Origin of the sequence: Neobacillus vireti (genome assembly GCF_036962345.1) — a bacterium.
GTDB lineage: Bacteria > Bacillota > Bacilli > Bacillales > Cytobacillaceae > Neobacillus > Neobacillus vireti_A.
The window spans coordinates 387,355-410,849 of sequence record NZ_JBALNB010000007.1 but is presented as its reverse complement, the minus strand read 5'-3'; the positions used below and the strand labels follow the sequence as shown (position 1 = coordinate 410,849).

General features: G+C 37.8%; 21 protein-coding genes. 8 read left to right on the top strand and 13 right to left on the bottom strand.

All coding sequences use genetic code 11. The features are described 5' to 3' along the window. The first annotated feature begins 157 nt into the window (after positions 1–157). On the top strand, positions 158–433 hold the full coding sequence (locus V7108_RS09480; RefSeq protein ID WP_335568016.1) for a phage holin family protein: 276 nt from the start codon (positions 158–160) through the stop codon (positions 431–433). A 67-nt stretch (positions 434–500) separates the two neighbouring features. On the opposite strand, the gene V7108_RS09475 is transcribed toward V7108_RS09480, so the two are convergent. From V7108_RS09475 to V7108_RS09465, 3 genes are all read right to left on the bottom strand, one after another. Continuing rightward, on the bottom strand, positions 501–947 hold the full coding sequence (locus V7108_RS09475) for an SgcJ/EcaC family oxidoreductase (RefSeq protein WP_335520014.1): 447 nt from the start codon (positions 945–947) through the stop codon (positions 501–503). A 693-nt stretch (positions 948–1,640) separates the two neighbouring features. Next, entirely contained in the window at positions 1,641–4,223 is a 2,583-nt protein-coding gene (gene ppsA, locus V7108_RS09470) for a phosphoenolpyruvate synthase (protein WP_335568015.1), read from the bottom strand. Between the two features lie 170 nt (positions 4,224–4,393). After that, positions 4,394–4,639, bottom strand: a complete 246-nt coding sequence (locus tag V7108_RS09465; RefSeq protein ID WP_335515734.1) for a cytoplasmic protein — start codon at positions 4,637–4,639, stop codon at positions 4,394–4,396. A gap of 617 nt (positions 4,640–5,256) precedes the next feature. On the opposite strand from V7108_RS09465, the gene V7108_RS09460 reads away from it, so the two are divergent. Continuing rightward, positions 5,257–5,541: a DUF3784 domain-containing protein gene (locus V7108_RS09460; protein ID WP_335568014.1), complete on the top strand. Its 285-nt coding sequence runs from the start codon at positions 5,257–5,259 to the stop codon at positions 5,539–5,541. Positions 5,542–5,639: 98 nt separating this feature from the next. Continuing rightward, positions 5,640–5,837: a hypothetical protein gene (locus tag V7108_RS09455; RefSeq protein ID WP_335568013.1), complete on the top strand. Its 198-nt coding sequence runs from the start codon at positions 5,640–5,642 to the stop codon at positions 5,835–5,837. Positions 5,838–5,883: 46 nt separating this feature from the next. On the opposite strand, the gene V7108_RS09450 is transcribed toward V7108_RS09455, so the two are convergent. From V7108_RS09450 to purT, 3 genes are all read right to left on the bottom strand, one after another. Then, entirely contained in the window at positions 5,884–6,312 is a 429-nt protein-coding gene (locus tag V7108_RS09450; RefSeq protein WP_335520276.1) for a DUF192 domain-containing protein, read from the bottom strand. Between the two features lie 325 nt (positions 6,313–6,637). Next, a complete protein-coding gene (locus V7108_RS09445; protein WP_335520279.1) occupies positions 6,638–7,909 on the bottom strand; it encodes an L-lactate MFS transporter in 1,272 nt (423 codons plus the stop codon). Positions 7,910–7,964: 55 nt separating this feature from the next. Continuing rightward, positions 7,965–9,134: a formate-dependent phosphoribosylglycinamide formyltransferase gene (gene purT / locus V7108_RS09440; RefSeq protein ID WP_335568012.1), complete on the bottom strand. Its 1,170-nt coding sequence runs from the start codon at positions 9,132–9,134 to the stop codon at positions 7,965–7,967. Positions 9,135–9,494: 360 nt separating this feature from the next. On the opposite strand from purT, the gene V7108_RS09435 reads away from it, so the two are divergent. Genes V7108_RS09435 through V7108_RS09425 form a run of 3 tightly spaced genes read left to right on the top strand, consistent with a single transcriptional unit; the run spans position 9,495 to position 13,178 of the window. Then, entirely contained in the window at positions 9,495–10,580 is a 1,086-nt protein-coding gene (locus V7108_RS09435) for an endospore germination permease (RefSeq protein WP_335519345.1), read from the top strand. After that, positions 10,577–12,007 carry a spore germination protein gene (locus tag V7108_RS09430; protein ID WP_335519342.1) on the top strand — a complete coding sequence of 477 codons (1,431 nt, stop codon included), beginning with the start codon at positions 10,577–10,579 and terminating at the stop codon, positions 12,005–12,007. The genes V7108_RS09435 and V7108_RS09430 overlap by 4 nt, the downstream gene beginning before the upstream one ends. 1 nt (position 12,008) lies before the next feature. Then, positions 12,009–13,178 (top strand): Ger(x)C family spore germination protein, encoded by a 1,170-nt coding sequence (locus V7108_RS09425; RefSeq protein WP_335519339.1) that lies wholly within the window; start codon positions 12,009–12,011, stop codon positions 13,176–13,178. A gap of 63 nt (positions 13,179–13,241) precedes the next feature. Here V7108_RS09425 and V7108_RS09420 read toward each other — a convergent pair whose 3' ends face one another. Next, entirely contained in the window at positions 13,242–13,418 is a 177-nt protein-coding gene (locus V7108_RS09420; protein WP_335519336.1) for a hypothetical protein, read from the bottom strand. Between the two features lie 129 nt (positions 13,419–13,547). Here V7108_RS09420 and V7108_RS09415 point away from each other — a divergent pair, with 129 nt between their 5' ends. After that, complete coding sequence (locus V7108_RS09415) at positions 13,548–14,672, top strand: NADH-dependent flavin oxidoreductase (RefSeq protein ID WP_335568011.1); 1,125 nt, start codon at positions 13,548–13,550, stop codon at positions 14,670–14,672. A gap of 523 nt (positions 14,673–15,195) precedes the next feature. Continuing rightward, positions 15,196–16,323 (top strand): 5-methyltetrahydropteroyltriglutamate--homocysteine S-methyltransferase, encoded by a 1,128-nt coding sequence (locus V7108_RS09410; protein WP_335518507.1) that lies wholly within the window; start codon positions 15,196–15,198, stop codon positions 16,321–16,323. 95 nt (positions 16,324–16,418) lie between these two features. On the opposite strand, the gene V7108_RS09405 is transcribed toward V7108_RS09410, so the two are convergent. The 6 genes from V7108_RS09405 to V7108_RS09380 all read right to left on the bottom strand — a co-directional run bounded on the left by V7108_RS09405 (position 16,419) and on the right by V7108_RS09380 (position 23,220). After that, positions 16,419–17,741, bottom strand: a complete 1,323-nt coding sequence (locus tag V7108_RS09405) for a gluconate:H+ symporter (RefSeq protein ID WP_335518505.1) — start codon at positions 17,739–17,741, stop codon at positions 16,419–16,421. A gap of 151 nt (positions 17,742–17,892) precedes the next feature. Then, positions 17,893–18,870, bottom strand: coding sequence for a 3-hydroxyacyl-CoA dehydrogenase family protein (locus V7108_RS09400; protein ID WP_335568010.1), 978 nt, complete (start codon positions 18,868–18,870; stop codon positions 17,893–17,895). Continuing rightward, entirely contained in the window at positions 18,863–19,909 is a 1,047-nt protein-coding gene (locus V7108_RS09395; protein WP_335518499.1) for a ketopantoate reductase family protein, read from the bottom strand. Before V7108_RS09395 ends, V7108_RS09400 begins: the two co-directional genes overlap by 8 nt. Positions 19,910–19,964: 55 nt before the next feature. After that, a complete protein-coding gene (locus V7108_RS09390) occupies positions 19,965–20,822 on the bottom strand; it encodes a 3-keto-5-aminohexanoate cleavage protein (protein WP_335568009.1) in 858 nt (285 codons plus the stop codon). 474 nt (positions 20,823–21,296) lie between these two features. Next, positions 21,297–22,316 carry a LacI family DNA-binding transcriptional regulator gene (locus V7108_RS09385; protein ID WP_335518494.1) on the bottom strand — a complete coding sequence of 340 codons (1,020 nt, stop codon included), beginning with the start codon at positions 22,314–22,316 and terminating at the stop codon, positions 21,297–21,299. A 124-nt stretch (positions 22,317–22,440) separates the two neighbouring features. Then, a complete protein-coding gene (locus V7108_RS09380) occupies positions 22,441–23,220 on the bottom strand; it encodes an alpha/beta fold hydrolase (protein WP_335518491.1) in 780 nt (259 codons plus the stop codon). Between the last annotated feature and the right edge of the window lie 275 nt (positions 23,221–23,495).

Below are 23,495 nucleotides of genomic sequence, written 5' to 3'. Positions count from 1 at the left end.
GTTTTAATTGTGTATTACCAAATTAAACAATATTTATTAAATGAAAGAAACAAGATGAACCAAGTTATTTTATCAAGAATATATTATTTTAAAACCCGGATAAGCTGTAGGTGATAAAATGGATCTTAATTTTGATAAGTATATAAGGTCTGATGCATTGATTTTAGTCCCAGTTCTATACATTATCAGCTTGTTACTTAGACAAACTCCTTTCATTCCTGTATGGACACATGCTTGGATACAGTTGTTTTTTTCAGTTATTGCATGTCTCATCTATTATGGTCTAGAAATACAATCTGTTGTTCAAGGTATACTTGTTACTGGAGTAGCTGTACTAACAAGCAATTTATTTTATAACACGTTTAATGGATTAAATGAATCAAAAATCAAAAGAAACCTTAATAGTGAGAATAAAGATAAGAAGGAAGAGTGAACCAGTTATGAATATAAAAAATGTTCCTTACAAGTGTAAGAAACATTTTTTATGTTGCCGCCTACGTCTATAATAAAGCTCTAAGCTCTTCTGTCATTTGTTCTACTAATTCAGGTCTTCCGTGAAACTGGGCAGGAGTATTTTGGAATAATTGAATACGCCAAGTTCCATCTTTTTTTACCACAATTAGAGTGTGATGAGTGTTTACATTTGGGTTAATATCGTTTGATTTAGGCGGTACCATACCAGCAATTGCGCGTAACATTACGATCTCAGAACTTAGAAAATGTACCTCTTTCACTTTGCTAACAAAGCGAGCTGTTGGATGGTGCTCAAAGATTGGATGAAGGTGTGAAAATATTTCCTCCCTGCCGATTGATTGGCTTCCATCAAATCCAATGCTTTCACCATCTTGGGTAAATAAATCCGCCATGGCACGAGCATTACGATGATTCCAGGCATCTAATAGTTGGTTATAGATTGTTTGTACTTCTATTGGTGAATTGCTTTCCATGTTATTCACTACTCCTTAAATAACTACATATGTATTAAAATAAGTAACAATAAAATTCATTCTGTTTTCAATTTTTTATGAAAAACATCAAATAGAATACCACATAAACCTACTGCTAAATAATAATGCTATAAAAGTTAGCGCCACCCGAAAAAATATAATAACCACCAATTCCGGTAATAAAATAACTGATTGAAACCGTTAAAAATCGTTTCATAATCATCACACCCATTTAAATAATTTTAAATATTAATACCATATTATTCTTGCTATTAGCTCTATAACAAAAAGAATCTCCTATGACCTTCATTTGTTATTCGCATGAAACACTCCAATTAATTGATAATAACGTCTTATCGATTATAGGAGTCTTATTGTTATTGATACAAGCATTTTTTGCATAATTTAATGAATGATAATTTAAAACTGCTAAAAATAATAGAATTATTAAAGCCGTTACAGACAGCAAAGATAACTTTTTCCTTTTGAGCAAATTAATTCCATCCCTTTACACATAAAATCTTTTAAACTTATACGGTTATTTCTACATAAAAGTTTCATATTATCCTTTATCAACATAACTGTCTGTCAAGTAATCTTGGTGCTGCCCCTAGTATTATTTCTATTACATAACACACCGCTCTGGTATCTCCAGAAGCGGTGTCACTAATTATATCTGGATGTATTCAGCCATTACAAAATTTCAATATACCCATCAGTACCATTCACGCGAATTCGCTGCCCGTCTTTAATCCGTTTGGTAGCATTTTCGACGCCAACAACTGCTGGCAAGCCATATTCACGTGCGATAACAGCTCCATGGGTCATCAGCCCGCCGACTTCGGTGACGAGTCCTTTTATGGATACAAACAATGGTGTCCAGCCAGGGTCCGTAAAGGAGGTGACTAAGATATCTCCCTCTTCTAAATCAGCACCTTCCATATTTAAGATGACACGTGCCCGCCCCTCTATTACGCCAGAAGAAACAGGCAGGCCTACGATCGCATGTGCCGGGAGATTTTCTCGTTTGTACTGACCCGTAATGATTTCACCATCGGACGTGATAACACGTGGGGGAGTTAATTTTTCAAATAATTTATACTCGTCTTTTCGTTTGCTGATCATCTCGTAATCCAGTTTGTTTGTACGAACGACTTCGTGAAGTTCTTCAAACGTGAGATAGTAGATATCCTCTTTTTCAGAAATAAGTTTGTTTTGTACAAGTTGTTCGGCTTCTTTCAGTAACTCCTGCTTATAAACGAAGTAGCGATTAATCATCCCGTATTTTGGATATTCACGATATCCGATGGAATTCCGTAGTAGACTAATCATTTGTTTTGCCTCTTCGGCTTTTTGTTTACCATCAGGTAATTGCTTCAATCGATGTACTAACTCTTGTTCCTTTTTCAAAGCAACCTGCAGCCCTTGCTCAAATTTTCGTTTGGCAGCACCAGGCTCATATGTTTTGATGTTACTCAGAATCAATGGGACAAGTGTAGTGGGTTTTTCAATCCAACGTGCTTTCGTTAGATCGATTTCTCCGGCACAACGCATTCCGTATTTGCTGAGATAAGTTACTATTGCGTCATGGCTTTCTTTTCCACCCTCAAACTTAACCATTTTATCCAAAAAGGTATCATCCTTAACCTGCTGTAAATAATTAATTACTTCTGGATAAGGACGAATCACATCCGCAACATCCAATAACGCCAGCCCCATTTCAGAAGTAATATTGTTTGGTACTGATAGAGAAAGTGTGTCTGCTGCGTTTTTTTCTCTTAACCACTCGTTCATTTTTTCATTAATCCATGAGGCAGTATTAAAAGCAGCCATAATCACAGCAGAACTTTGTGGGTCAAATAAGATCTTCCTTAATTGCTGGATATCATCTAGAATAAAATCAAATAAATCCGAGCCTGATTTCGTTTTGATGTTTTGTTTTAACTCATCTATTGATGTTTGATTACTCTTAATTAAATCAGAAACGATGGTCGGAAGGTTTTCGATTTCTGCCAGCAAATTTGTATTGTTTCTGCTTGGGCTCGGTGCTTTTATATCACTTGATACCGATTTTATAAAATCACTGCGCTCTAAAAGTGTCATAAGTGCGTCTTTTATGAGCGGATCGTATTGACCCAGGGTATTTACTACCATTTCTAGCTTAGGTGTGACATCCACAAACAACCTTCCACCGGCTGTACGCATGGGTGCAGGTGTCGTTAATAGGTAAAAAGACAATCCCAATGGCTTGATTGGATCTGTCATCATTTGTTGATGGCCAACAGATACATAGACATGATTTTCTTGATCATTGTCCTCTGGGATAGGGAAAAGCGTAGTGATTGGCCTACTCTGGACAATATAAAAGGTATTATCAACCAAACACCATTCGATATCTTGAGGGCAGCCAAAATGAGCTTCGATCTGTCTACCGATGCGAGCAAGCTGTACGATTTTTTGGTCAGTAAGTGTTTGAGACTTTTGCTGATTAGGATCGATCGGCACGGTCTCTGTTCCGCCTTCTTTTTGTGCAAAGATAGCCAATTTTTTTGTTGCTATCCTTTTATTGACGATTTTATCTTCCTGTACTTTATAACAATCTGGGGAGACCAAGCCAGAGACCAATGCTTCTCCAAGTCCAATACTGGCATCGATGGAGAGTAACTTTCTGTTAGAAGTAATTGGGTCCGCGGTAAATAAAATCCCTGAAGCCTGTGGGAATACCATTCTTTGAATGATAACGGATAAAGATACTTGGCTGTGGTCAAATTTGTTTTGTATTCGATAGATGACCGCACGATCCGTAAATAGGGAAGCCCAGCATTTTCTGATATGCTGCAAGATGGCTTCTTCTCCGAGGATATTTAAATAGGTGTCATGTTGCCCAGCAAAAGAGGCATGTGGCAAATCTTCAGCAGTTGCACTAGAACGAACGGCAAAAGCATGTTTATCGCCAAACTTGGAGAGATAGTCAGAAACAGCTTTCGCAACATCGGAAGGAATTTCTACTTCCATTAGGATTTGTCGAATCTTCCTGCTGATTTCCCCAATTTGATCTTGATCCTCAACTTTTAGCAGTATTAGTTGATCCAACAATGCTTGAAACGTTTCGTTTTGTTCGATGGCTTTTTGAAATCCCACTGTTGTCACACAAAATCCTTCTGGTACTGGTATTCCTTGAATTTTGGATAATTCCCGTAAATTCAACCCTTTTCCGCCAACGAGCCAAAGCTGTGTTTTTTCTATCTCCTGAAGACCGAGTACCAAAGAACTCATTCCACATCTCTCCTAACCATTAATGTCTATTGATTTTAGCAGTTGTAAATGGTAATAAATAGTCTATTTTGACCTTTTTTTATGTGCTATAATTAAATTAGGAATACTACGATTTTAAAAATAAGAAAAAACGACCCCTTTTTTTTGAAGAATCTATTAATACAAGCTAATTAAAACCAAACCCTATGCATCCCTTTTAGAAATACTTCTGTTATGGGAGCTCCAGAACTCTCGCCTATTACAGAATCAATTCCACAATGAGGACAAACGGCTGTGTCATCGTTATCCCACCATTCATTAATTTCATTGGGATGATATATTTTCAAACAATAAAAGCACCCACATATGCTATCCTTTTCTAGGCCTTTTCTATTATGGCTACTAAATCGGTGGGCTTCTTCAAAATGTTTTTCCATTACTATTCTCCCCTTTTAATAACCAACTAAATTCTCCCTGTCCTCAAACATACCCTTCTAAGCCTTTTGTAACTAAGTCATATCCTAAAATCCCAAGAATACCAACAGTTTTAATGATATATCAATGCTGATGTTTTTTAAATTTTTAATACTAAACGTTCATCTGCAATTTTTTTCATGTTTACTCTTCAAAATGAGAAGGGAAAAAGAAGTAAGACTTACTTTCGACGACCACCCCTACCTATTCTACTCTTACCCTGTCGGTGAAAAAGAAAAAAACAAGAGTCATTTAACTCTTGTCCTTGGAAAAAACATTGAAGATGGACGTTTTCCTGGATTAAAAATTGCAGAAGAAATTGAACAACGTATATTATGATTATTGCAAACTCTTGAAAAAGGATCTTCGTCTGGAAGATCCTTTTAGTTTTGTTAATTGGCTCCAAAACTCGTTTTTCCAAGGATGGATTTCACCATTAACAACCTTTTTCATTTCCCATTCTTTAAGATAACTTTCAGGAATAATTGGTCCTTTCTATACAGCTATCTCTGTATCTATTAATGAAACTATTATCTTGGTGTTTCGTATAAAAAGTATTAAGCAATTAGGTGGTGTTAAGTTGGAATACGAATTGTTAATTATTGGTATAGTCCACTTAGTTGTGTCATACCTAGTAGCTGTGAAAAAACAAACTTGGTTGTTAGCTGGATTCAATGAAAAAATGATAAAAAATAAGGATTTATTGAGGAAAGTGGTAGGAGGAGGTTTTTTCCTGCCGTTAGGTTTGTTGGCGGTAGTCCATAGTTTTATTGAATATCCTTATGAGAAAACTGTTTTATTAGTTGCTATGTTCGTTTTATTAACATTTGTGTACCTATTTATAAATAGAAGGTTACTCGATTAGTTAAATGTAAGCGCGATTGTTCAAAAAGGTAATCACTTCCTATCTATAGTAAGTAGGTTGTTGGAGAAAAAATTAACTATTTTAAGGTGGTGTGGCTGGTGAACAAAAAAACAAAGGTCTTCATTGGACTGATTGGATCCCTTATTGTCTGTCTTTTTGGAGTATATCGTGTAATTGTAGAAGCTCCATCAACGGATAGTCTATTGATTGTTCCAATAGTATTTGCAATTACAGGTTTTGTAGGAGTTCTGGGGAATTTAATTACTTTTAAAAAAATTAACAATGATGCTTATTAAAAAAATCACCTCACCCCTAAGAACTCATAGAGGTGAGATGATATGTTTAAAACCTTACAAAATCCCCTTCTTTGATTTGATTCTTTTCAAACCATCCAAGATTGACTTCTAGGGCATATTGATAAAAAAGTTCGGGGTCATAAGTTGGACATTCATCCCCTGTACACGGAACCATATCGAGTATTTTTAGAATTCTCCCATCTGAATCAAGAAAAGCAATCGATAAAGGAATGAAGGTGTTTTTCATCCAAAAACCACCATAGGTTTTTCCTGAATAGACGAACAGCATCCCTTCGTTTTCGGGTAATTGTTCAACAAACATTAAGCCTTTTTCTCTCTTTTTAAACGTATCAGCAACGTGAACGGTTAATTTGATTGTCCGTTTTCCACTGATAACTTTAATTATTCTTGTTTGAAGACTTGCTGCTTTTTCTTGTCTAAAAAGGAAACCGAGTAAGTTTTTTCTTTTTTTCAACATAATCACTCGCCTTGTCTTTACCCTTTCGTTAAAAGGAGGAAAATAGGAGATTAAATGAAACACGAAGAAAAAAACTCCTTTTCAATTCAAATACTTATGATATGGTTTTACATTTAATACTTTATTTTCGATGACGCCTTTATGAAAACCACTTTCTCCAGTTTTCCTAAGAGATTGGGTCTTCATCGCCTTTATGAAGACCACTTTATCCGGTTTTCTAAGGGGATTGGGTCTTCATCCGAAAATTAAAGAAAACCCGCCCACTCAGCGAGTTTTCCAATCACTTGTTTAATAAATTTACGTATCTAGAAGCAATAAATTCCTAAAAATTCTCCACATTTTTGAAGATTTGTTTTTCGTTCATGGTTCTTAATTTCTTTATATCAAGACGAATGAGGAGCGAAAGTGCCAGGGCTACAATAAAAATTCCTGAAAAAATGACCAATGTCCCTTGGTAGCTTCCGGTTGTTTCCCTGACCCAGGATACAAAGATCGGTCCTGCTAGACCGGCTGCTGCCCATGCGGTCAAAATATATCCATGAATGGCTCCAAGCTGCTTCGTTCCAAACAAATCGCCAATATAGGCTGGGATCGAAGAAAAGCCGCCTCCATAACAGGTCATAATCATATAAACAATAATTGAAAATAGAATACCCACTGTCATACTTGGAAGGATAAAAAAGGCAACAATTTGAAAAGCAAAGAAAAGTGTATAAACGTTTGGCCTACCGATATAATCAGAGATGGTGGCCCAAACAATCCTTCCTCCACCATTAAATAATCCCATGATTCCAACCATGGCTGCGGCACTAGCTGCTGACATTCCTACTAGCTCTTGCGCCATAGGCGATGCAACAGAAAGAATCGCAATACCACAGGTAATATTGATAAATAACATCACCCATAAGGCCCAAAACTGTCTTGTTTTAACTGCTTCGTTAGCCGTTAACTGACGCAGATCCGCTTTGAGTTTCCTAGCTCCTGATTTTTCTCCTGCTCCGTCTAGGCTCTTAGGTACCCATCCCGATGCAGGCGGTGCCAGATATTGTGCAGAACAAAATATGATGACGAAGTAGGACGCTCCAAGAATATAGAAAGTGTTAGAAATCCCATATTGTTCGATTAAATAATTCATAATCGGACTGCTGATTAATGCAGCAAATCCAAATCCCATGATTGCGAGTCCTGTTGCCAGTCCTCTCCTGTCTGGGAACCATTTTACCAGGGTAGAAACTGGTGTGATATACCCAACTCCTAACCCAATTCCAGCAATCATTCCATAAAATAAATAGAGTAATAGCAATGACTCTACTTGAATGGCAAATCCTGACCCTGCAACTCCAGCTCCAAAAAACACAGCACTTAGTGTTCCAGCTGCTCTCGGACCAAACTTCTCAACAAAATGTCCTAAAAAGGCTGCTGATAGACCTAAAAACAGAATAGCCAAGCTAAACGTTAGGGAAATCTGCTTTAATCCCCATCCCATTTCTTGTTGAAGTGGATTTGTAAAAACACTCCATGCGTATACTGAACCGATTGAGATATGAATTCCAACTGCTGCTAGAGCAATAAACCAACGATTTTTTGTTTGCAACTTCCATCCCTACTTTCCAAATTGTATAGTCTTGTTGTCGATGATTGCAAAAATGTTATTCGTTATACTTCACCTTTATTTTAGAAGCTGCTAACTCGGCGCGTTCTCTCGCCTCATTTACAGATTCTCCGGTGCTTAACGCGACCGCCATCCGTCGTCCCTCTTTTGTTTCCGGTTTTCCAAATACCCTCACCTGTGTTTGAGGAATGGATAGGCTTTCCGCAACCCCAGATAGTTGGTAAGTCTTACTTTCTTTACTTGCCTTAATCGTGTGACTGGCACCAGGTCTCATGAGCTGAATTTCTGGAATCGGATAGCCTAAGATGGCTCTTATATGCAATGCAAATTCGGATAGATCTTGCGTAACCATGGTAACCATTCCTGTGTCATGTGGCCGGGGTGACACTTCACTAAAATAGACACCTTGTGGAGTTAGAAATAATTCCACTCCAAAAACTCCATACCCGCCAAGAGCATCGGTGACTTTTTTGGCGATATCCTGAGCCTCTTGGATATGTTCCTCTGACATGTCATGCGGCTGCCAGGATTCTATATAATCACCATCTTTCTGCACATGCCCAATAGGAGCACAAAAGGTTGTTCCGGAAGCAGAACGGACGGTTAATAGCGTGATTTCAGACTCAAAATGGATAAATTCCTCCACAATCATTCGGGCTTTTTTACCTCGTCCACCTGCAACCCCCTCATTCCAAGACCATTCTGCATCCTCTATCGAACGGCATATGGTTTGACCTTTTCCAGAAGAACTCATGATTGGTTTGATCACACATGGAGTGCCGATTTTTTCTACAGCCTTCCTTAGTTCGTAAAGTGTGTCCGCAAAAGCGTACTTCGCAGTAGGCAGCCCCAATTCTTCACTTGCCAATCGACGAATTCCTTCCCTATCCATGGTCAGGTTCACGGCTTTAGCTGTCGGCACAATACGGAAACCTTCGTTTTCAAGCTCCACCAATGTTTCTGTAGCAATCGCCTCAATTTCCGGAACGACTAAATCTGGTTTCTCTTGTTCTATCACTCTACGAAGCTCTTCTCCATTAAGCATGTCCACCACATAAGAACGATGAGCAACCTGCATGGCCGGAGCATTTTCATAACGATCTACCGCAATCGTCTCGAGTCCTAGACGGTGCGCCTCTATTATGGTCTCTTTTCCAAGTTCACCTGAACCTAGTAACATTACTTTTTTCGTTTGGGTACCGAACACCTGTTACAACCCCTTATCGTTTGTCTTTTGATTATGATATCTTATGTTTTCGACAATTTCAAGCATTTTTTTCTCATAAAACACGAACATTTATTTATTTTTTTATTTTATCATTCGTATATTTGTTATTGTCAGAGCAAACCTTCCTAGTCCCTACAATAACTTCAACAAAAAAGGACACTTCTTCTTCTAAGAAAATCACCCGTTCCTTTGAGTGTAATTCTTCGCCTCCCCTTATTCTTTCGTTTTCAACTTGTTCTGCTCCTTATTTATTGAAGTTTTATCTCTTTGCTTTGTTATGCATAATTTGGAAACGCAAACAAAACCTAACAACAGTGGAATTTATTCGGTGGTGTTTATATGCATTTTTCAAGGACTCAATTAATTTTTGTTCTCATCCTTTTTATTGGTATTTCCAATCATGTGCTCATCATGCCTCATTTGCTTTCATCGGGAAAACGGGATGCATGGTTATGTGTATTGGTTTCTTATGCCTTTTTACTGTTTTGGGGAGTTATCCTTTATTTGATTATGAAAAAAAATCATCAACGACTATGTCTTTATGACTGGTTAAAAGTACGTGCGGGGGCCGCGATTTCCCACTTTATCATTGGCGTCCTTGCGGCTTATGTTTTTGCGATCAGTGCAATTTCTTTTTATGATTTAATTCAATCCATTAATATTTATTTTCTGCCGCGAACGCCATCCTTTGTTGTGATGTTGCCTTTCCTGCTAATAAGTGCTTGGTCAGCCTATAGTGGATTAAAATCAATTGTCTATGTTTCAGCTGTATTATTGCCAATTGTGTGGATTCTTGGGATATTTGTCGCTTTGTTTACTATTAAAGATAAAGATTACTCCTATCTTTTCCCTGTTCTTGCTGATGGCTATCACCCCGTTTTAAAAGGTACAGTCATCATTCTTGGGGGAAGTGCGGATTTGCTTGTGCTTTTGCTTCTTCAGCACCATTTAAAAAAATCGTTTACCTTATTCAACCTTTTCGTTCTCATCTCCATTCTAGTCTTTCTCATTCTTGGCCCTACCATGGGTTCCCTGTCTTCATTTGGACCAGCTGTTGCATCTGGTATGCGGTTCCCAGCTTTTGAACAATGGCGACTTATTACCTTGGGAGAATATATATCCCATGTTGACTTTTTGGCAGTATTTCAATTATTAAGCGGCGAGATCATACGGGTTTCCTTAGGCCTCTACCTGCTTGCCGATATGGTTAAAGGCGATTCATCCGCTTCTAGAAAAAAGCATGTGTTTGCCGTTTCTTCGCTACTTTTAGGATTATTGCCGTTAATTCCGTTAAGTGATATATGGGTGCAAACGTTAATTGGAAAATACTTTTATCCAGCTGCTTTAATAAGTGCGGTATTAATTTCGTTGGTATTATTGATCATTGGCTACCTGCCAATGAAGAAAGGAATCCAGCGCATATGAACATGAATCAATTAAATCATTTTTTAGCAAAAGGAACGTTGACTTGTGATGAAGTAAAAAGTTTTTTTCTTCCTTATGCCGATATAAAATTCATTCCGATTGAAACAGATGAGACCTTGCAAGCTTTTTATTGCAAAGGGATGATCGATTCAACACAGTTAAATGAATATTTTAACCGTATTCTTCTGAGTATTAGTAAAGAAGAACCACGAGGACATTCTGAAGTGCTCCCACCAGTCCAACATATAAAAAAATCGAATGAGATAGTGAGTCTTTTGTTTTCAGGTTCGTTGATTGTGTTCCGGGAAGGGACTCCGTTTTTTCATGTGTTTGATATTAGCAAGGTTCCTCAACGAAATCCACAAGAATCGAATACAGAGGTTTCAATTAAGGGACCAAAGGATAGTTTTACCGAGGAGATGAATATTAACATCTCTTTAATTCGCAAACGAATGAAGTCTGAACAGCTTTATTGCGAATACTTTACTATAGGTTCACTGAGTAAAACAGAAGTTTCGCTGCTTTATTTAAATGATAAAGCCAATCAAAACATTATTCAGGAAATCAGAAAGCGCCTTAAGGATTTTAATGGCGAAAGTGTTGTCAGCAGTGGTCAATTGGAGCAATGGCTATCAGATCGCTCATTGTCTTTGTTTCCATTATTTGATTATGTTACACGACCAGATTTTGTCATTGAAAGCATGTTACGCGGAAGATTTATTTTAATTGTAAATGGGTCACCCTCTGTATTAATTGGACCAACTAATATTTTAGAGTTGATTAAATCACCTGAGGATGTTCATTTCCCTTACTATCTTGTTCTGTTTGGACGATTTATTCGGATTATCGGCTTAGTGGCAGCCATTTTCCTCCCGGGCTTCTGGGTTTCGCTGGCTTCTGTCAATATTGACCAACTGCCATTTGCCCTATTGGCCACTGTCGTTGTCTCACGCGAAGGGTTACCGTTACCAATCGGACTTGAAGCAATTTTTATTCTGGGGCTGTTTGAATTGTTAAGAGAAGCAGGAGTTCGAATGCCGACCTTTCTTGGCCAAACGGTTTCCATTGTCGGAGGTATTATCATCGGCGACGCGGCGATTCGAGCAGGGCTCGCTTCCCCAACGATGATTGTTATTATTGCTTTAACAGCAGTGGCAAGCTATACCCTGGTGAACCAATCATTGGTTGGAACCGTAAGTATACTCCGTGTTTATACGTTAATACTATCCATTTTTTTAGGAGTATACGGGCTTATTATTGGATTCTTTAGCATTCTTATTTATCTCTCTAAATTGGAGTCGTTTACAGTAGCATATCTCGAACCCATTGCCTCGTTAACATTTAAAGAATATTTAGCAGGGTTGTTTGTGAACCCATTTGACCGAAAAAAATACGGCATTTCATTCATTCAGAAACGGAGAAAGTAGTATGAAGCGAAAAGCAATGATGGCCTGCCCCACTATTCTTGTTCTTTGTCTCCTCTTTGTTACGGCTTGTGAGAATGACATTGGTGAAATCGAAAACCAAAACTTTGCAACTGCTATCGGTGTCGACTACCGGGATGGGGAATATTATGTTTATATTCAGATGATAGGATTAAGCTCTGTTGCCAAAAGTGAAGGCGGTTATAAAGCCCCACCTGAGGTTTATGTTTCCGAGACGAGAGGGAAAACGTTTATAGATGGATTTTTCAAAGCTTATTATACTGCACAAGAACGATTTCTGTGGGCAAATGTGACTGCAATTGTTTTGAGCGAAAATGTACTAAAAAAGGGACTTGGCAGTGTCTTTGATGGTTTGACTCGTTATTATGAGTTCCGACCCACTCCATGGATTTTCGGGACTAAGGCCTCGATGGTAGACATTCTCTCAACTACTGGATTTTTTAATCAAACCTCATTGAATACAATTCTACATAGTCCGGAAAGTTCATATGAGCAAAGCTCGACCATCAATCCCGTAAAGTTAAATCAATTTGCACGTGAGTTTTTTGAACCAGGTCGCACCACATATATACCTTCGCTCACGATTAATGATACACAGTGGAAGAATAATAAAAAGAACGAGGCGAAGCTAGCAATTGATGGAGCGTTTTTTCTAAGTAACCAAAAGTATAAAGGCTATTTTCCGTATAAGAACTTAAAAGGGATGCGTTGGCTGACTCCGAAGACTAAACGTGCTTCCATCCTATTGCCAAATAAAAACAACCCTGCATTTCTGACGGTTCTTGAGGACCAATTGGTAAAGATCTATCCTGAAAAACTAGATGAAAACTTTCGCTTCACCATCCTCTACATTGCCAATGGGATTGTTAGTAATCGCATGAAGAACAACACGATAAATGTAGATGCCATGGAGGAGTTTGTAAAAAAAGGGATCTTATCTGAGGTGAGACAATTATATCAATTAGGTTTATCACATGATATCGATTTTTTAAACTTGGAGCATCAACTTTACAGAAAATATCAATCCGATTGGAAAAAGCTAAAAGATCAGGACACCTTGCTCCGTGAAGACAGCATAAAGTCAATAGAAGTGCATATCACGCTTGAACATTCGGGGTCATTTAAAAACCGAAAAATCACGATTAAGGAATAATACTAGAAAGGTATTCCGGTGCGGGGTGATTCCTTTTCGAATATCCCCCTCACCCTTTTTATTTTAAGAATAACTGTCCCAGGATTTTGCCGGGTATACATAGGAACAGGCTTCATCAAAGAATGGTACATCCCCTTTTTCATTTACCACTTCTTCCTGACTTGCCGGAATGGTATGAGGCAGTTTTCCTGTCGAATTAAATTTACCACGAATCACGTCTATTAACGCTTCTATTTTCACGCCGAATGTTCCAAGGACATCCCTAGAAAAATTTTACTGGTATCTACTAGTATCAAGCATATTTAATGTATTTTTTATATCGGAAACGTATGATAAGTGAGTATTCAAAAAATGCGGAGGTCAAGAATAATGAATCCAAAGTATTCACCACTATTCCGGCCAATTCTGTTGCGCAGCGGAATTCAATTAGATAATCGTATCGTGATGGCACCCATGACAACTTGGTCGAGTAACCATAATTACACTGTCTCAGATGAAGAAATCGCATACTATAGCACTCGTTCAAATGGTGTCGGAATGGTTGTCACAGGGTGTGCATATGTCTCAGCTAGCGGAAGAGCATTTCATGGTGGATTTGGAAGCGATCATGATGACTTTATTCCAGGTTTACGCCGTCTCGCTTCTGCCATTAAAGAACAAGGAGCAAAAGCAGTATTGCAAATTTTCCATGGCGGCAGGAAGTGTCCGCCAGAGTTAGTTCCTAATGGGGATGTTGTTAGTGCTAGTGCTGTTCCGACAGAACAAGGTACCGGTCAAGTTCCTCGTGCTTTGACGGAGGCAGAAATTCAATCCATTATTCGTGATTTTGGCGAGTCAACCCGGAGGGCGATTGAAGCTGGATTTGATGGAGTTGAATTACATGGAGCGAATGGATATTTAATACATCAGTTCTTTTCGCCACATACCAACCAACGGGAAGATCAGTATGGCGGCAGTTTGGAAAAAAGATTAGCATTTCCCATTGCCGTGGTGGATGAAGTGAAAAAGGCAGTAGCGGAACATGCAAAAAAACCTTTCATTATAGGTTATAGATTCACACCAGAGGAACCAGAAACACCCGGAATTACAATGGCAGATACGCTTGCCTTAGTGGATGTTTTGGCAAGAAAAGAACTTGATTATCTTCATGTTTCCTCAGTGGATTTCTGGTCACCGCCAAGACGCGGGGGTGAGGATTCACGTTCTCGTATTGAATTGATTCAGAAGAGAGTGGAAGAAAGTGTTCCAGTGATTGGTTGTGGCTCTATTTATTCAGCAGACGATGCATTAAAAGCGATTCAAGCCGGTGTTGGCTTGATTGCACTCGGGCGGGAGCTTATTATTGACCCTGATTGGGTTGAAAAGCTTAAACAAGGAAAAGAAGCTGAAATTGAAACAAAACTAAGAAAAGATGCCCAATCTCGTCTTGTTGTACCAGAAGGACTTTGGAAAATAATTGTCAGCAGACCTGGATGGGTTCCAATGGAAGAGTAAAAAGACATATACCTCTCACATCGAAACTTAGTGTTTCATTTTAGGAGTTTAAGAAGAGGGTTGGCTAATGCCATCCTCTCTTCTTATTTTTTAATGGGCTCTTTTCTAAAAGTTTGTTGATTTAAGAAGATTCTTTTGGAGTTTATTAGAATAAGATGACCCTTCTGACTACCGTTGAACTTGAAAAATCATGGTAGCGGGAATCAGATGTTCCCTTTGATTACCGTTGAACACGAAAAATCATGTTAACGGGAATCAAAAGAGCACTTTGGTAACCTTTGAACATGAAAAATCATTCTAACGGGAATCAAAAGACCCTTTTGGTTACCTTTGAACACTTAAAATTATGCTAAGGGGAATCAAAAGAGTCTTCTGGTTATCGTTGAATATGAAAAAACATGGAAGTGGGAATCAGAATAGTACCTAATCCGAATTTTGAACCCGATTTTCCAAACAACAAAGTTTACAAAATAGCCTTTTAATAAAAGGCTATTTTATCATACTGAAAGAGGGTTTTGATGTAATGACAAAAACACGAGTAAAAGCACCATTTAAAGCGGATCATGTAGGAAGCTTTCTTCGAACAGAACCGATTAAAACAGCAAGAAAAGCTTTTGCAAATGGGGAAATTGACAGAGATGCCTTAAAGGTTGTAGAGGATCAAGAAATTGAGAAACTGGTACAAAAACAAATAGAGGTTGGTCTTAAATCCATCACGGATGGGGAGTTTCGACGTTCATGGTGGCACTTGGATTTTTTAGCAGGTCTCCAAGGCGTTGAATTCTTTGAAGGCCAATATGTAAGTGCCTTTAAAGGTGAGAAAACTAGAAATAATGCGATTAAAGTGGTTGGTAAGGTCGACTTCGATCAACATTATATGATTGAACACTTTCAGTTTTTAAAAGAAGCGGTTGAAAAATATGGGGATGGCAGCCAAGTAGCGAAGTTCTCTATTCCTAGCCCGAATATGCTATTTACTCGAATTCAAGGTGACGAGTATTATAACGGCAATCGAGAGCAATTTTATGAGGATACTGTCGCAGCTTACAGAAAGGCCATTCAAGCATTTTACGATGCCGGCTGCCGATATTTGCAATTAGATGATACCTCTTGGATTGATTTTGTCTCCGAAGAACGGATTCAAGCAGTGGTTGAAAAAGAAGGCATGGACGTTCAAGAGATCATCAAAAAGAGGGTATCCTGTATTAATGAAGTGATTGCAGACAAGCCCAATGATTTGTTAGTTACGATGCATATTTGCCGTGGAAACTTTAAATCCACGTATATTACAAGCGGAGGTTATGATCAAATTTCTGACGCGATTTTTGCTGAGTTAAATGTGGATGGGCTGTTCTTAGAATACGATGATCAACGTTCAGGTGATTTTGAACCATTAAAAAACTTTAAACGACCTGATCTAACCGTTGTTCTTGGATTAATCACATCTAAATTCGCAGAACTTGAGAATCCTGAAAACATTAAAGCTAGGATCAACGAAGCAAGCCAGTTTATTCCTTTAGAAAACCTAGCATTAAGTCCGCAATGTGGCTTTGCCAGTACAGAAGAAGGAAATCTCTTAACAGAAGAGGATCAATGGAATAAGATTACACACGTGATTTCCATTGCTAACAGTGTATGGAGCGCTATCTAAATATATAAAAAATAATACCTCCTTCCATCAAACACACCGGAAGGAGGTATTTTTTCTATCCCCTGCAAACTACTATTTTTTTTAACTTCAAAGAATTACCCAAAGATCATGTTCAATGCTAATACTCCAAGTATTCCATAAATAGCCACAAGGGTATACATGAAACACACTGTTTTGACTGTTTGTCCAATGGTCAAGTTAAGGTATTCTTTCGTCATCCAGAATGATACGTCACTTGGCGGTGCCCAAGCGATGGAGGCACTTCCAATTGCAAGTACCATCAATTCAGGATTAACTCCAGTTGCTGTTACAATTGGCAACATAATTCCTGCGGTAGTTAATACCGTAACGGTCGCAGACCCAACAGCAATTCGTATGGTAAGGGCAATAAGCCAAGCTAATATAAAAGGTGAGATATTCCATCCACTTGTAAAATCAGCAATATAATCTGCCATTCCACTATCAAGAATAACTTGTTTAAAGGCACCACCACCACCGAGAATGAAAATGATTCCTCCCATACCGATCAGTGCTTCTTCTACAATTTTCATGATTTGAGGCATCGTCTTTCTTTTTTTATGCAAACCAAAGACGTATATTGCGATAAACAGCGCGATCAGCAAAGCCATATCAGCATTACCAATAAAGGTTAAGATTTTCCTAATGATAGAAGTTTCAGGTAATGAAAATTCTGCTATTACCCCTATCAAAATTAAAATAACAGGTGACAAAGTAGTTAAAATAGATGTTGCAAAGGATGGGACTTCATCCATGTTAAATTCTTTCTTTGATACTAAATGCATAGGAATGGGGATATCCCAGTTTTTATACAACTTTGTAAATAGCGGTCCAAAAATAACGGCAGCTGGAATGGCAAGAATCAAGCCATAGCCCAGAACAACGCCCAAATTTGCTCCTAAAGCGCCTGCAATTGCAGTTGGTCCTGGATGAGGTGGTAAAAAGACGTGTGTGATGGATATTGCCGCTAGAAACGGGAGACCCACTTTCAACAGCTTTACCTTCGCTTCAATGGCAACTGTGTATACGATTGGAATGATTAGAATATAACTAACTTCATAGAAAAGAATAACCCCCATCAGAAATGAGGCTATGCAGATGGCCCAGTCCACCCTTTTTTCGCCGAAAATTTTAATGAGAGATGTTGCGATTCGATTGGCTCCGCCACCTTCAGATATGATTTTTCCAAAAATAGCACCCAATCCAATAATGATGGCTAAATGCCCTAGAGTTCCGCCAAGACCGGTTTCAATGGATTTGACGATAGTTAATGGTTCCATCCCAAGGATAAGCCCTACAGATATAGCTGATAACATCAAAGATAGAAAAGCATTAAGCTTAAACACGATAATTAAAATAAATAATATAACAATTCCTAAAGCCAGTGCTATAAGCGGCAAAATATAAACACTCCATTCCTACATCCATTTATGTATTTTCTTTTCAACTTTATCCTAAAAGGGAAGATCTCCCTATTAGGAATGTTTATCGCCAACTATACAATTATGCTTCAAGCTTCTCGGATGTCATTTTTACTATTATTAAAGTTTATTAATTTGGTACTTCCTTTTTGATAGAAGATTTATTAATATAAAACTCTGATGCTTTAAGTTGATGGATAAGTCTTTCCGCAAACCTTTTCTTAACCGCGGATTTTTCATCCTGATTATATTCGTAAAATCCTTCTCCTGATTTTATGCCTAGTTTCCCTTGGGCTACTTTTTGCCTTAACATCTCATTGGCATGTTGAGAATGATCCATAGCCTTTAACAAGTTATCACTAACTGTACACCAAATATCTAGACCACCTAAATCGGTAATCTCTAATTGCCCTGTGGTCGCATACCTAAATGCTGGACCAAACTTTAGTGCTTTATCAATATCATCTGGAGTTGCAGCTCCCATTTCAATGAGAGAAAAAACCTCCCGTGCAATACCCTGTTGAATTCTGTTCGCTATAAGTCCTGGTATATCCTGTAGAACTCTAATGGTTTGCTTTTTTATAGACTGATATAATTGTTCTACTTCTTTAAAAAGATCATCTGGCATATTCCCAAAATATGAGAGTTCTACAAGAGGCATCAAGTGACCTGGGTTATACCAATGGTTTACCAGCATTCGCTCTTTCCGTTTATCACTAATCAGTTCCATCATGCCCGTTAATGGCAGACTTGAGGTATTACTTGCAAATATCGTATGTGATGGACAATATTCATCCAATTGCTTAAAAAGATTTTGCTTTAGCTCGAGTATTTCAGGGACAGCCTCAATGACATAATCACGATCTTCCACACTTTGCTTTAAATCCGTAAATACAGTAATCCGCTCGAGCGTTAAACCGACAGACTGCGCTTCGATAAAGTTTGTCTCAACTAACATGTTGAGTTCTTCTTCAATTTCTTTTAGCGCATCCCTTAATCTATCTTCGTCCGTATCATACAAATGAACGTCATAGCCATACATCGCAAAAGCTTCTGCAATGCCGTGCCCCATGGTACCTGCACCTAAAACAGCAATCTTTTTAATCATGATCAATTACCGTAGTTACGAAACTAGGCTCGAAATGTTTGATATTCACTGAGAATTCTGGCAGACATCCTAGATTCTCAGATTCTTTCACTAATTTGACAACAAGGTCATTGTAAGGGGTTTTAATCCCTGCTTCGCTTCCCTTTTTACAAACAAAACCGTTGATATAGTCAATTTCGGACTTTCTATTCTTCTCCAAGTCTTGCAGCATGCTCGCTTTTGTATTACTATGTGGTTCCCACACCTCATGATAGAAATCCATTTTATTTGGCACATCATTTTCATCCTGGAGTTCAAGAAATTCCATATCTTTCCCTTGCATCTCTTCTAGCTTAATACCGTGTGCCCGTGCAACCTTTATCGTTTCATCAGCAATATGTGCTAAACTAAACATCGCCGTTTCATTAGATAAAACGTCACCAAAGCGGCAGCCTAATGCAGCGGACATGCCACTAAATGTTGCATTCATTAATAGTTTTGACCATTTAATTCCCATAATGTTATCTGAGACATGACAATGACCAATTACATTTAATATCCTTTTTACTTCTTCGATACGTGGTGTGATTGAACCATCTAGTTCACCAATGTCAAATGCGTAATTTTTTACAGTATGTACTTCTGTTACGAGTTCAGAAACACCCGGTCCTAACCATGTTGCCCCAAATCCTACTACGCCCCCAATGGTTCTTTCGTGTCCTATAATTGAGGAAACAAAATCTTCAGGTATTCCATTTTGCAGCGTACAAACGATACTACTAGAATGAAGATGCGGAAGTAACTGTTCTAATGAAGTTTGATTATATACTTGTTTAGTCAATAAAAATACCAGATCGTATTTCCCATTCATATCATTCGGCAACAATGCTTTCACAGGTACAGTAAGATCCATAAAACCAGTAATTTTTGCACCAGAGTGATTTAGTGCCTCTACGTGTTCCTTATTGATATCAATTAAATCTACTTCTTGTCCTCTTGCAGTAATCAAAGCCCCTATGATAGTACCTAAGGAACCCGCACCCATGATGGCAATTCTCATATGTATTCCTCCTTCAATGTGATTGACCGTTTAATAAATGCACAACAATACACCACTACTTAAGGACACCACTCACGTTATTCAGTTTTCTATTTCTGGTTAAATCTAGGCCTAAAATTTCTCTTGCCTCGTTTGGTGTAGCAATTTCTCTTCCCAAGGTTCCAGACAAATCTACAATTCTTTCAACAAATTGAGAATTGGTTTTCGCTAATTCACCCCGTCGATAATAAACACTGTCCTCCATTCCTACTCGGACATGTCCACCCAATAGAATACTCATGGTATTGATCGCTAGTTGATCCTTACTCGCCCCAATAGCTGACCAGGTTGAACCGGGTGGGATACATTCTGTTAAATACAGTAAATTTTTTGGTGTAGCAGGCATCCCGCCATGTATACCTAATACAAATTGGAAATGAAATGGAGGCTCAATCAAGCCCTTTTTGACAATCCGCATCGTATTTTCAATCATTCCAACATCGAATACTTCAATTTCAGGTTTTATCTGGAATTCTTTTAATTTTACGGCTAATCTCTCTAAAAAAGTTGGCGTATTGTAAAATACATCAGATCCAAAGTTCATCGTACCAGCATCAAATGTCGCCATCTCAGAGCCCAATTCACATACTCGCAGCCGATCTTCATCGTTCATCGCCACTCCGCCGGCCGTTGTTAAGTTGATAATAATATCACATTTGTCCTGTATTCGATTCACTGTCTCAATGTATGTATCCAATTCAAGGGTGTTGTTACCGCTTTCATCTCTCACGTGAATATGTGCGATAGACGCTCCCGCTTGATAAGCTTCATAAACAGAATCTGCAATTTCCTTAGGTGAAAGCGGCACATAAGGGGTATGTTTGCGAGTGGTCTGAGCTCCAGTTGGAGCAACTGTAATAATCAATTTTTCCAAAATAATCCCTCCATTTTTTAACGTAAGATACGCCCAGCGAAACGTTTCGTTTAAATCAAAAAATAATAGATAAAATATTGCTGCTTCTATGGGCTAAAATCACATTCCCCAACTCTTTACAATGGGTGTCTATTATCTTTTTAAAAAATTAAATAGACTCTTACCCTTTTGAAAATCGAAATAATAGTTTTGAAACCGTTTTAGTTCTTCTTTACTATCGAAACGTTTCGCTGTATAAATTTAGTATAAATAGAATTGATTTCAAAATCAATAGGTTTTTCTGAATATATCGAATTCACTATTCACTATTGGTAACGACGTGCCTCGGGAAACAGATCTTTATCTAAATCATCGTCCATTTTTACATTTTGTAGGAGAACGAAACATTGAGTAAGCTGGTAACTTTTATATGTACCTTATAATAGACAGAAGGTACCCTCTCGATGTTCCTGTCTCCCTTTTTCAAGCAGATAATCAATTATTGACATCATTTCCTGTATACCCGCAACTTTCGCGAACCACTAAAGATGGTGTTAGTGTTATTTGTCTAGGAACGGTTTCATTCTTTTCCTTGATTAACTGTAAAAGCAACTCCATCGATAATTTACCCATTTCATAGGTAGAGTGATCTACACTAGAGAGAGGAACAAGAAAGTTTTCAGAAAAAGAGCTATTATCATTTCCGATGACAGCGATATCCTCCGGAACACGAATCCCAGCATCTCTAAGTCCCTTAATCACCCCGAACGCCACTACGTCGCTTACCGTACAAATCGCCTCTGGTAATGTTCCCTCTTGTTCGAGCATCTTTTTCACATTGGTATATCCCGATTCCAAGGTGTATTCTCCATCAAAAACAAGCATTGGATCCACTTCTAAACCATGAAGGGTCATGCAGCTAATAAATCCAGCTTTTCTTTCCCTTGCAGTGTTTATTTTTAAATCACCTCCAAAATAAGCAATTCTTTTGTACCCCTGTGCCACTAAATGATTAACAGCTATTTCAGAACTGAGCGGATTATTAACTCCAACAAAGTGTTTATCATACAATGGGGGTTTTCGATTAATGAGAACATATTTTAATCCTGATTTTTCAATTTCGATTAAATCTTCCGCTAAAGCAATATTCGCTAAAAGGAGACCGTCAACCTGTTGTTCTAGCATTAGTTCTAAATAAGCCAAAATTTTAGAATGTTCATTGGATGTATTACAAAGGATGACATTGAAATTATGATTAAACGCTACATCCTCAATTCCTTTGATCATAGGCGGATAAAAAGGATTTAAAATATCTGTTACGATGAAACCAATCGTGTTGGTGCTCTTCTTTTTCAAACTTCGTGCTACTGCATTGGGTCGGTAATGTAGTTCCTCAATTACCTGCATCACTCTATTCGTAAGTTCCGGACTGACATATGCTGACTGATTAATAACAGCCGAAACGGTAGAAAGTGAAACATTCGCTTTTTTTGCTATATCTTTCATCGTAGCCATTTAAAAACCTCCACAAAAACGTTTCGATATGAATAAATAATACAAATATACCATGAATATGTAAATTTATTAAAGAAGTCCGCTTTGGTTTAACTACAACTCCTATAATCAATAACAGGAAAATTCAACTTATAACTCTACCTTCTTTTGGCAAGGTACCTTCATGTACCCATGCTTCTACCATATGATTAAAGAAGTCAGGCATTGCTAAAGAAACTCCATGCCCAATTTTAGGTATAATCACGCCTTTACATTTTGCATTACTTTCTACAAGATCTTTTGCAGAATTTTTCATAATGGATTTTTCTTTATCACCCACAGTAACCAATATCTTTCCATTTGCTTGTTTAAAATCATTAGGTATTTTGAACGACATGTTTTCTCCTAATACTCTTACAAGAGTGTCTGGTTTTAGTTGACAACTTTCTTCATAATATTTTTCAAAGTATTTTCCACTTATATATAATGTTTTTGCTTGTAGTTTGGAAAACCATCTTTTTTTAATTAATGGAAATGTTAATCGAATAGTAGGTTTTATTAGTTTTTTGGCGTATGAAATGGGCCTGACCGAAGCACTATTTATGATGGCAAAATCAATTAAATCTGGTTTCATACTTAATAGTTGAATAATGACTTGCGCACCTAAAGAAAAACCAATCAAAATTACTTTCTTTCCATTTGCTTTTTCTTTGATTAATTTAATTACTTCATCTGCACTACCCTTTATTGAAAAATGAATTTTATCATTGTTTAACCCATGTTCAGGTAAGATTGGAACAATGCAATGATAATGAATGAAGTATTCTATTTGTTTATCCCACATCCAATCACTAACTCCACCGCCATGTAAAAACAGCATTAAAGGAGCACTCTTATCGCCGTATTCTTGATACTGTAATGCCAAATGTTACACCTCACCTCTTTAGAATTTTATGAAAGTTGGTAATCTATTCTTTGATAAAAGTTTTCAAGGTTGATTGATCATACATTCACTAACCTTTCATACGTTTTTAGGAGTATAAGGTTTCGACAATCCTTTGTTGTTGTGCTGTTATCTATATGGCAATCGCTGCTTTTCCTTCTTCTAATATTACACCACAAAAAAACACATGGGGCTCCTCAACGAGAATCTCCCATGTGTTTTACTATTCATTCTTAAACTATTAATTAGTAATAGAT

What these genes read in the sequence shown, in the direction of transcription:
- V7108_RS09435 (WP_335519345.1), top strand. Translation starts at nt 9,495, where the DNA reads ATGCATTTTTCAAGGACTCAATTAATTTTTGTTCTCATCCTTTTTATT.
- V7108_RS09395 (WP_335518499.1), bottom strand. Translation starts at nt 19,909, where the DNA reads ATGAGAATTGCCATCATGGGTGCGGGTTCCTTAGGTACTATCATAGGG.
- V7108_RS09465 (WP_335515734.1), bottom strand. Translation starts at nt 4,639, where the DNA reads ATGGAAAAACATTTTGAAGAAGCCCACCGATTTAGTAGCCATAATAGA.
- ppsA (WP_335568015.1), bottom strand. Translation starts at nt 4,223, where the DNA reads ATGAGTTCTTTGGTACTCGGTCTTCAGGAGATAGAAAAAACACAGCTT.
- V7108_RS09425 (WP_335519339.1), top strand. Translation starts at nt 12,009, where the DNA reads ATGAAGCGAAAAGCAATGATGGCCTGCCCCACTATTCTTGTTCTTTGT.
- V7108_RS09415 (WP_335568011.1), top strand. Translation starts at nt 13,548, where the DNA reads ATGAATCCAAAGTATTCACCACTATTCCGGCCAATTCTGTTGCGCAGC.
- V7108_RS09430 (WP_335519342.1), top strand. Translation starts at nt 10,577, where the DNA reads ATGAACATGAATCAATTAAATCATTTTTTAGCAAAAGGAACGTTGACT.
- V7108_RS09400 (WP_335568010.1), bottom strand. Translation starts at nt 18,870, where the DNA reads ATGATTAAAAAGATTGCTGTTTTAGGTGCAGGTACCATGGGGCACGGC.
- V7108_RS09385 (WP_335518494.1), bottom strand. Translation starts at nt 22,316, where the DNA reads ATGGCTACGATGAAAGATATAGCAAAAAAAGCGAATGTTTCACTTTCT.
- V7108_RS09475 (WP_335520014.1), bottom strand. Translation starts at nt 947, where the DNA reads ATGGAAAGCAATTCACCAATAGAAGTACAAACAATCTATAACCAACTA.
- V7108_RS09410 (WP_335518507.1), top strand. Translation starts at nt 15,196, where the DNA reads ATGACAAAAACACGAGTAAAAGCACCATTTAAAGCGGATCATGTAGGA.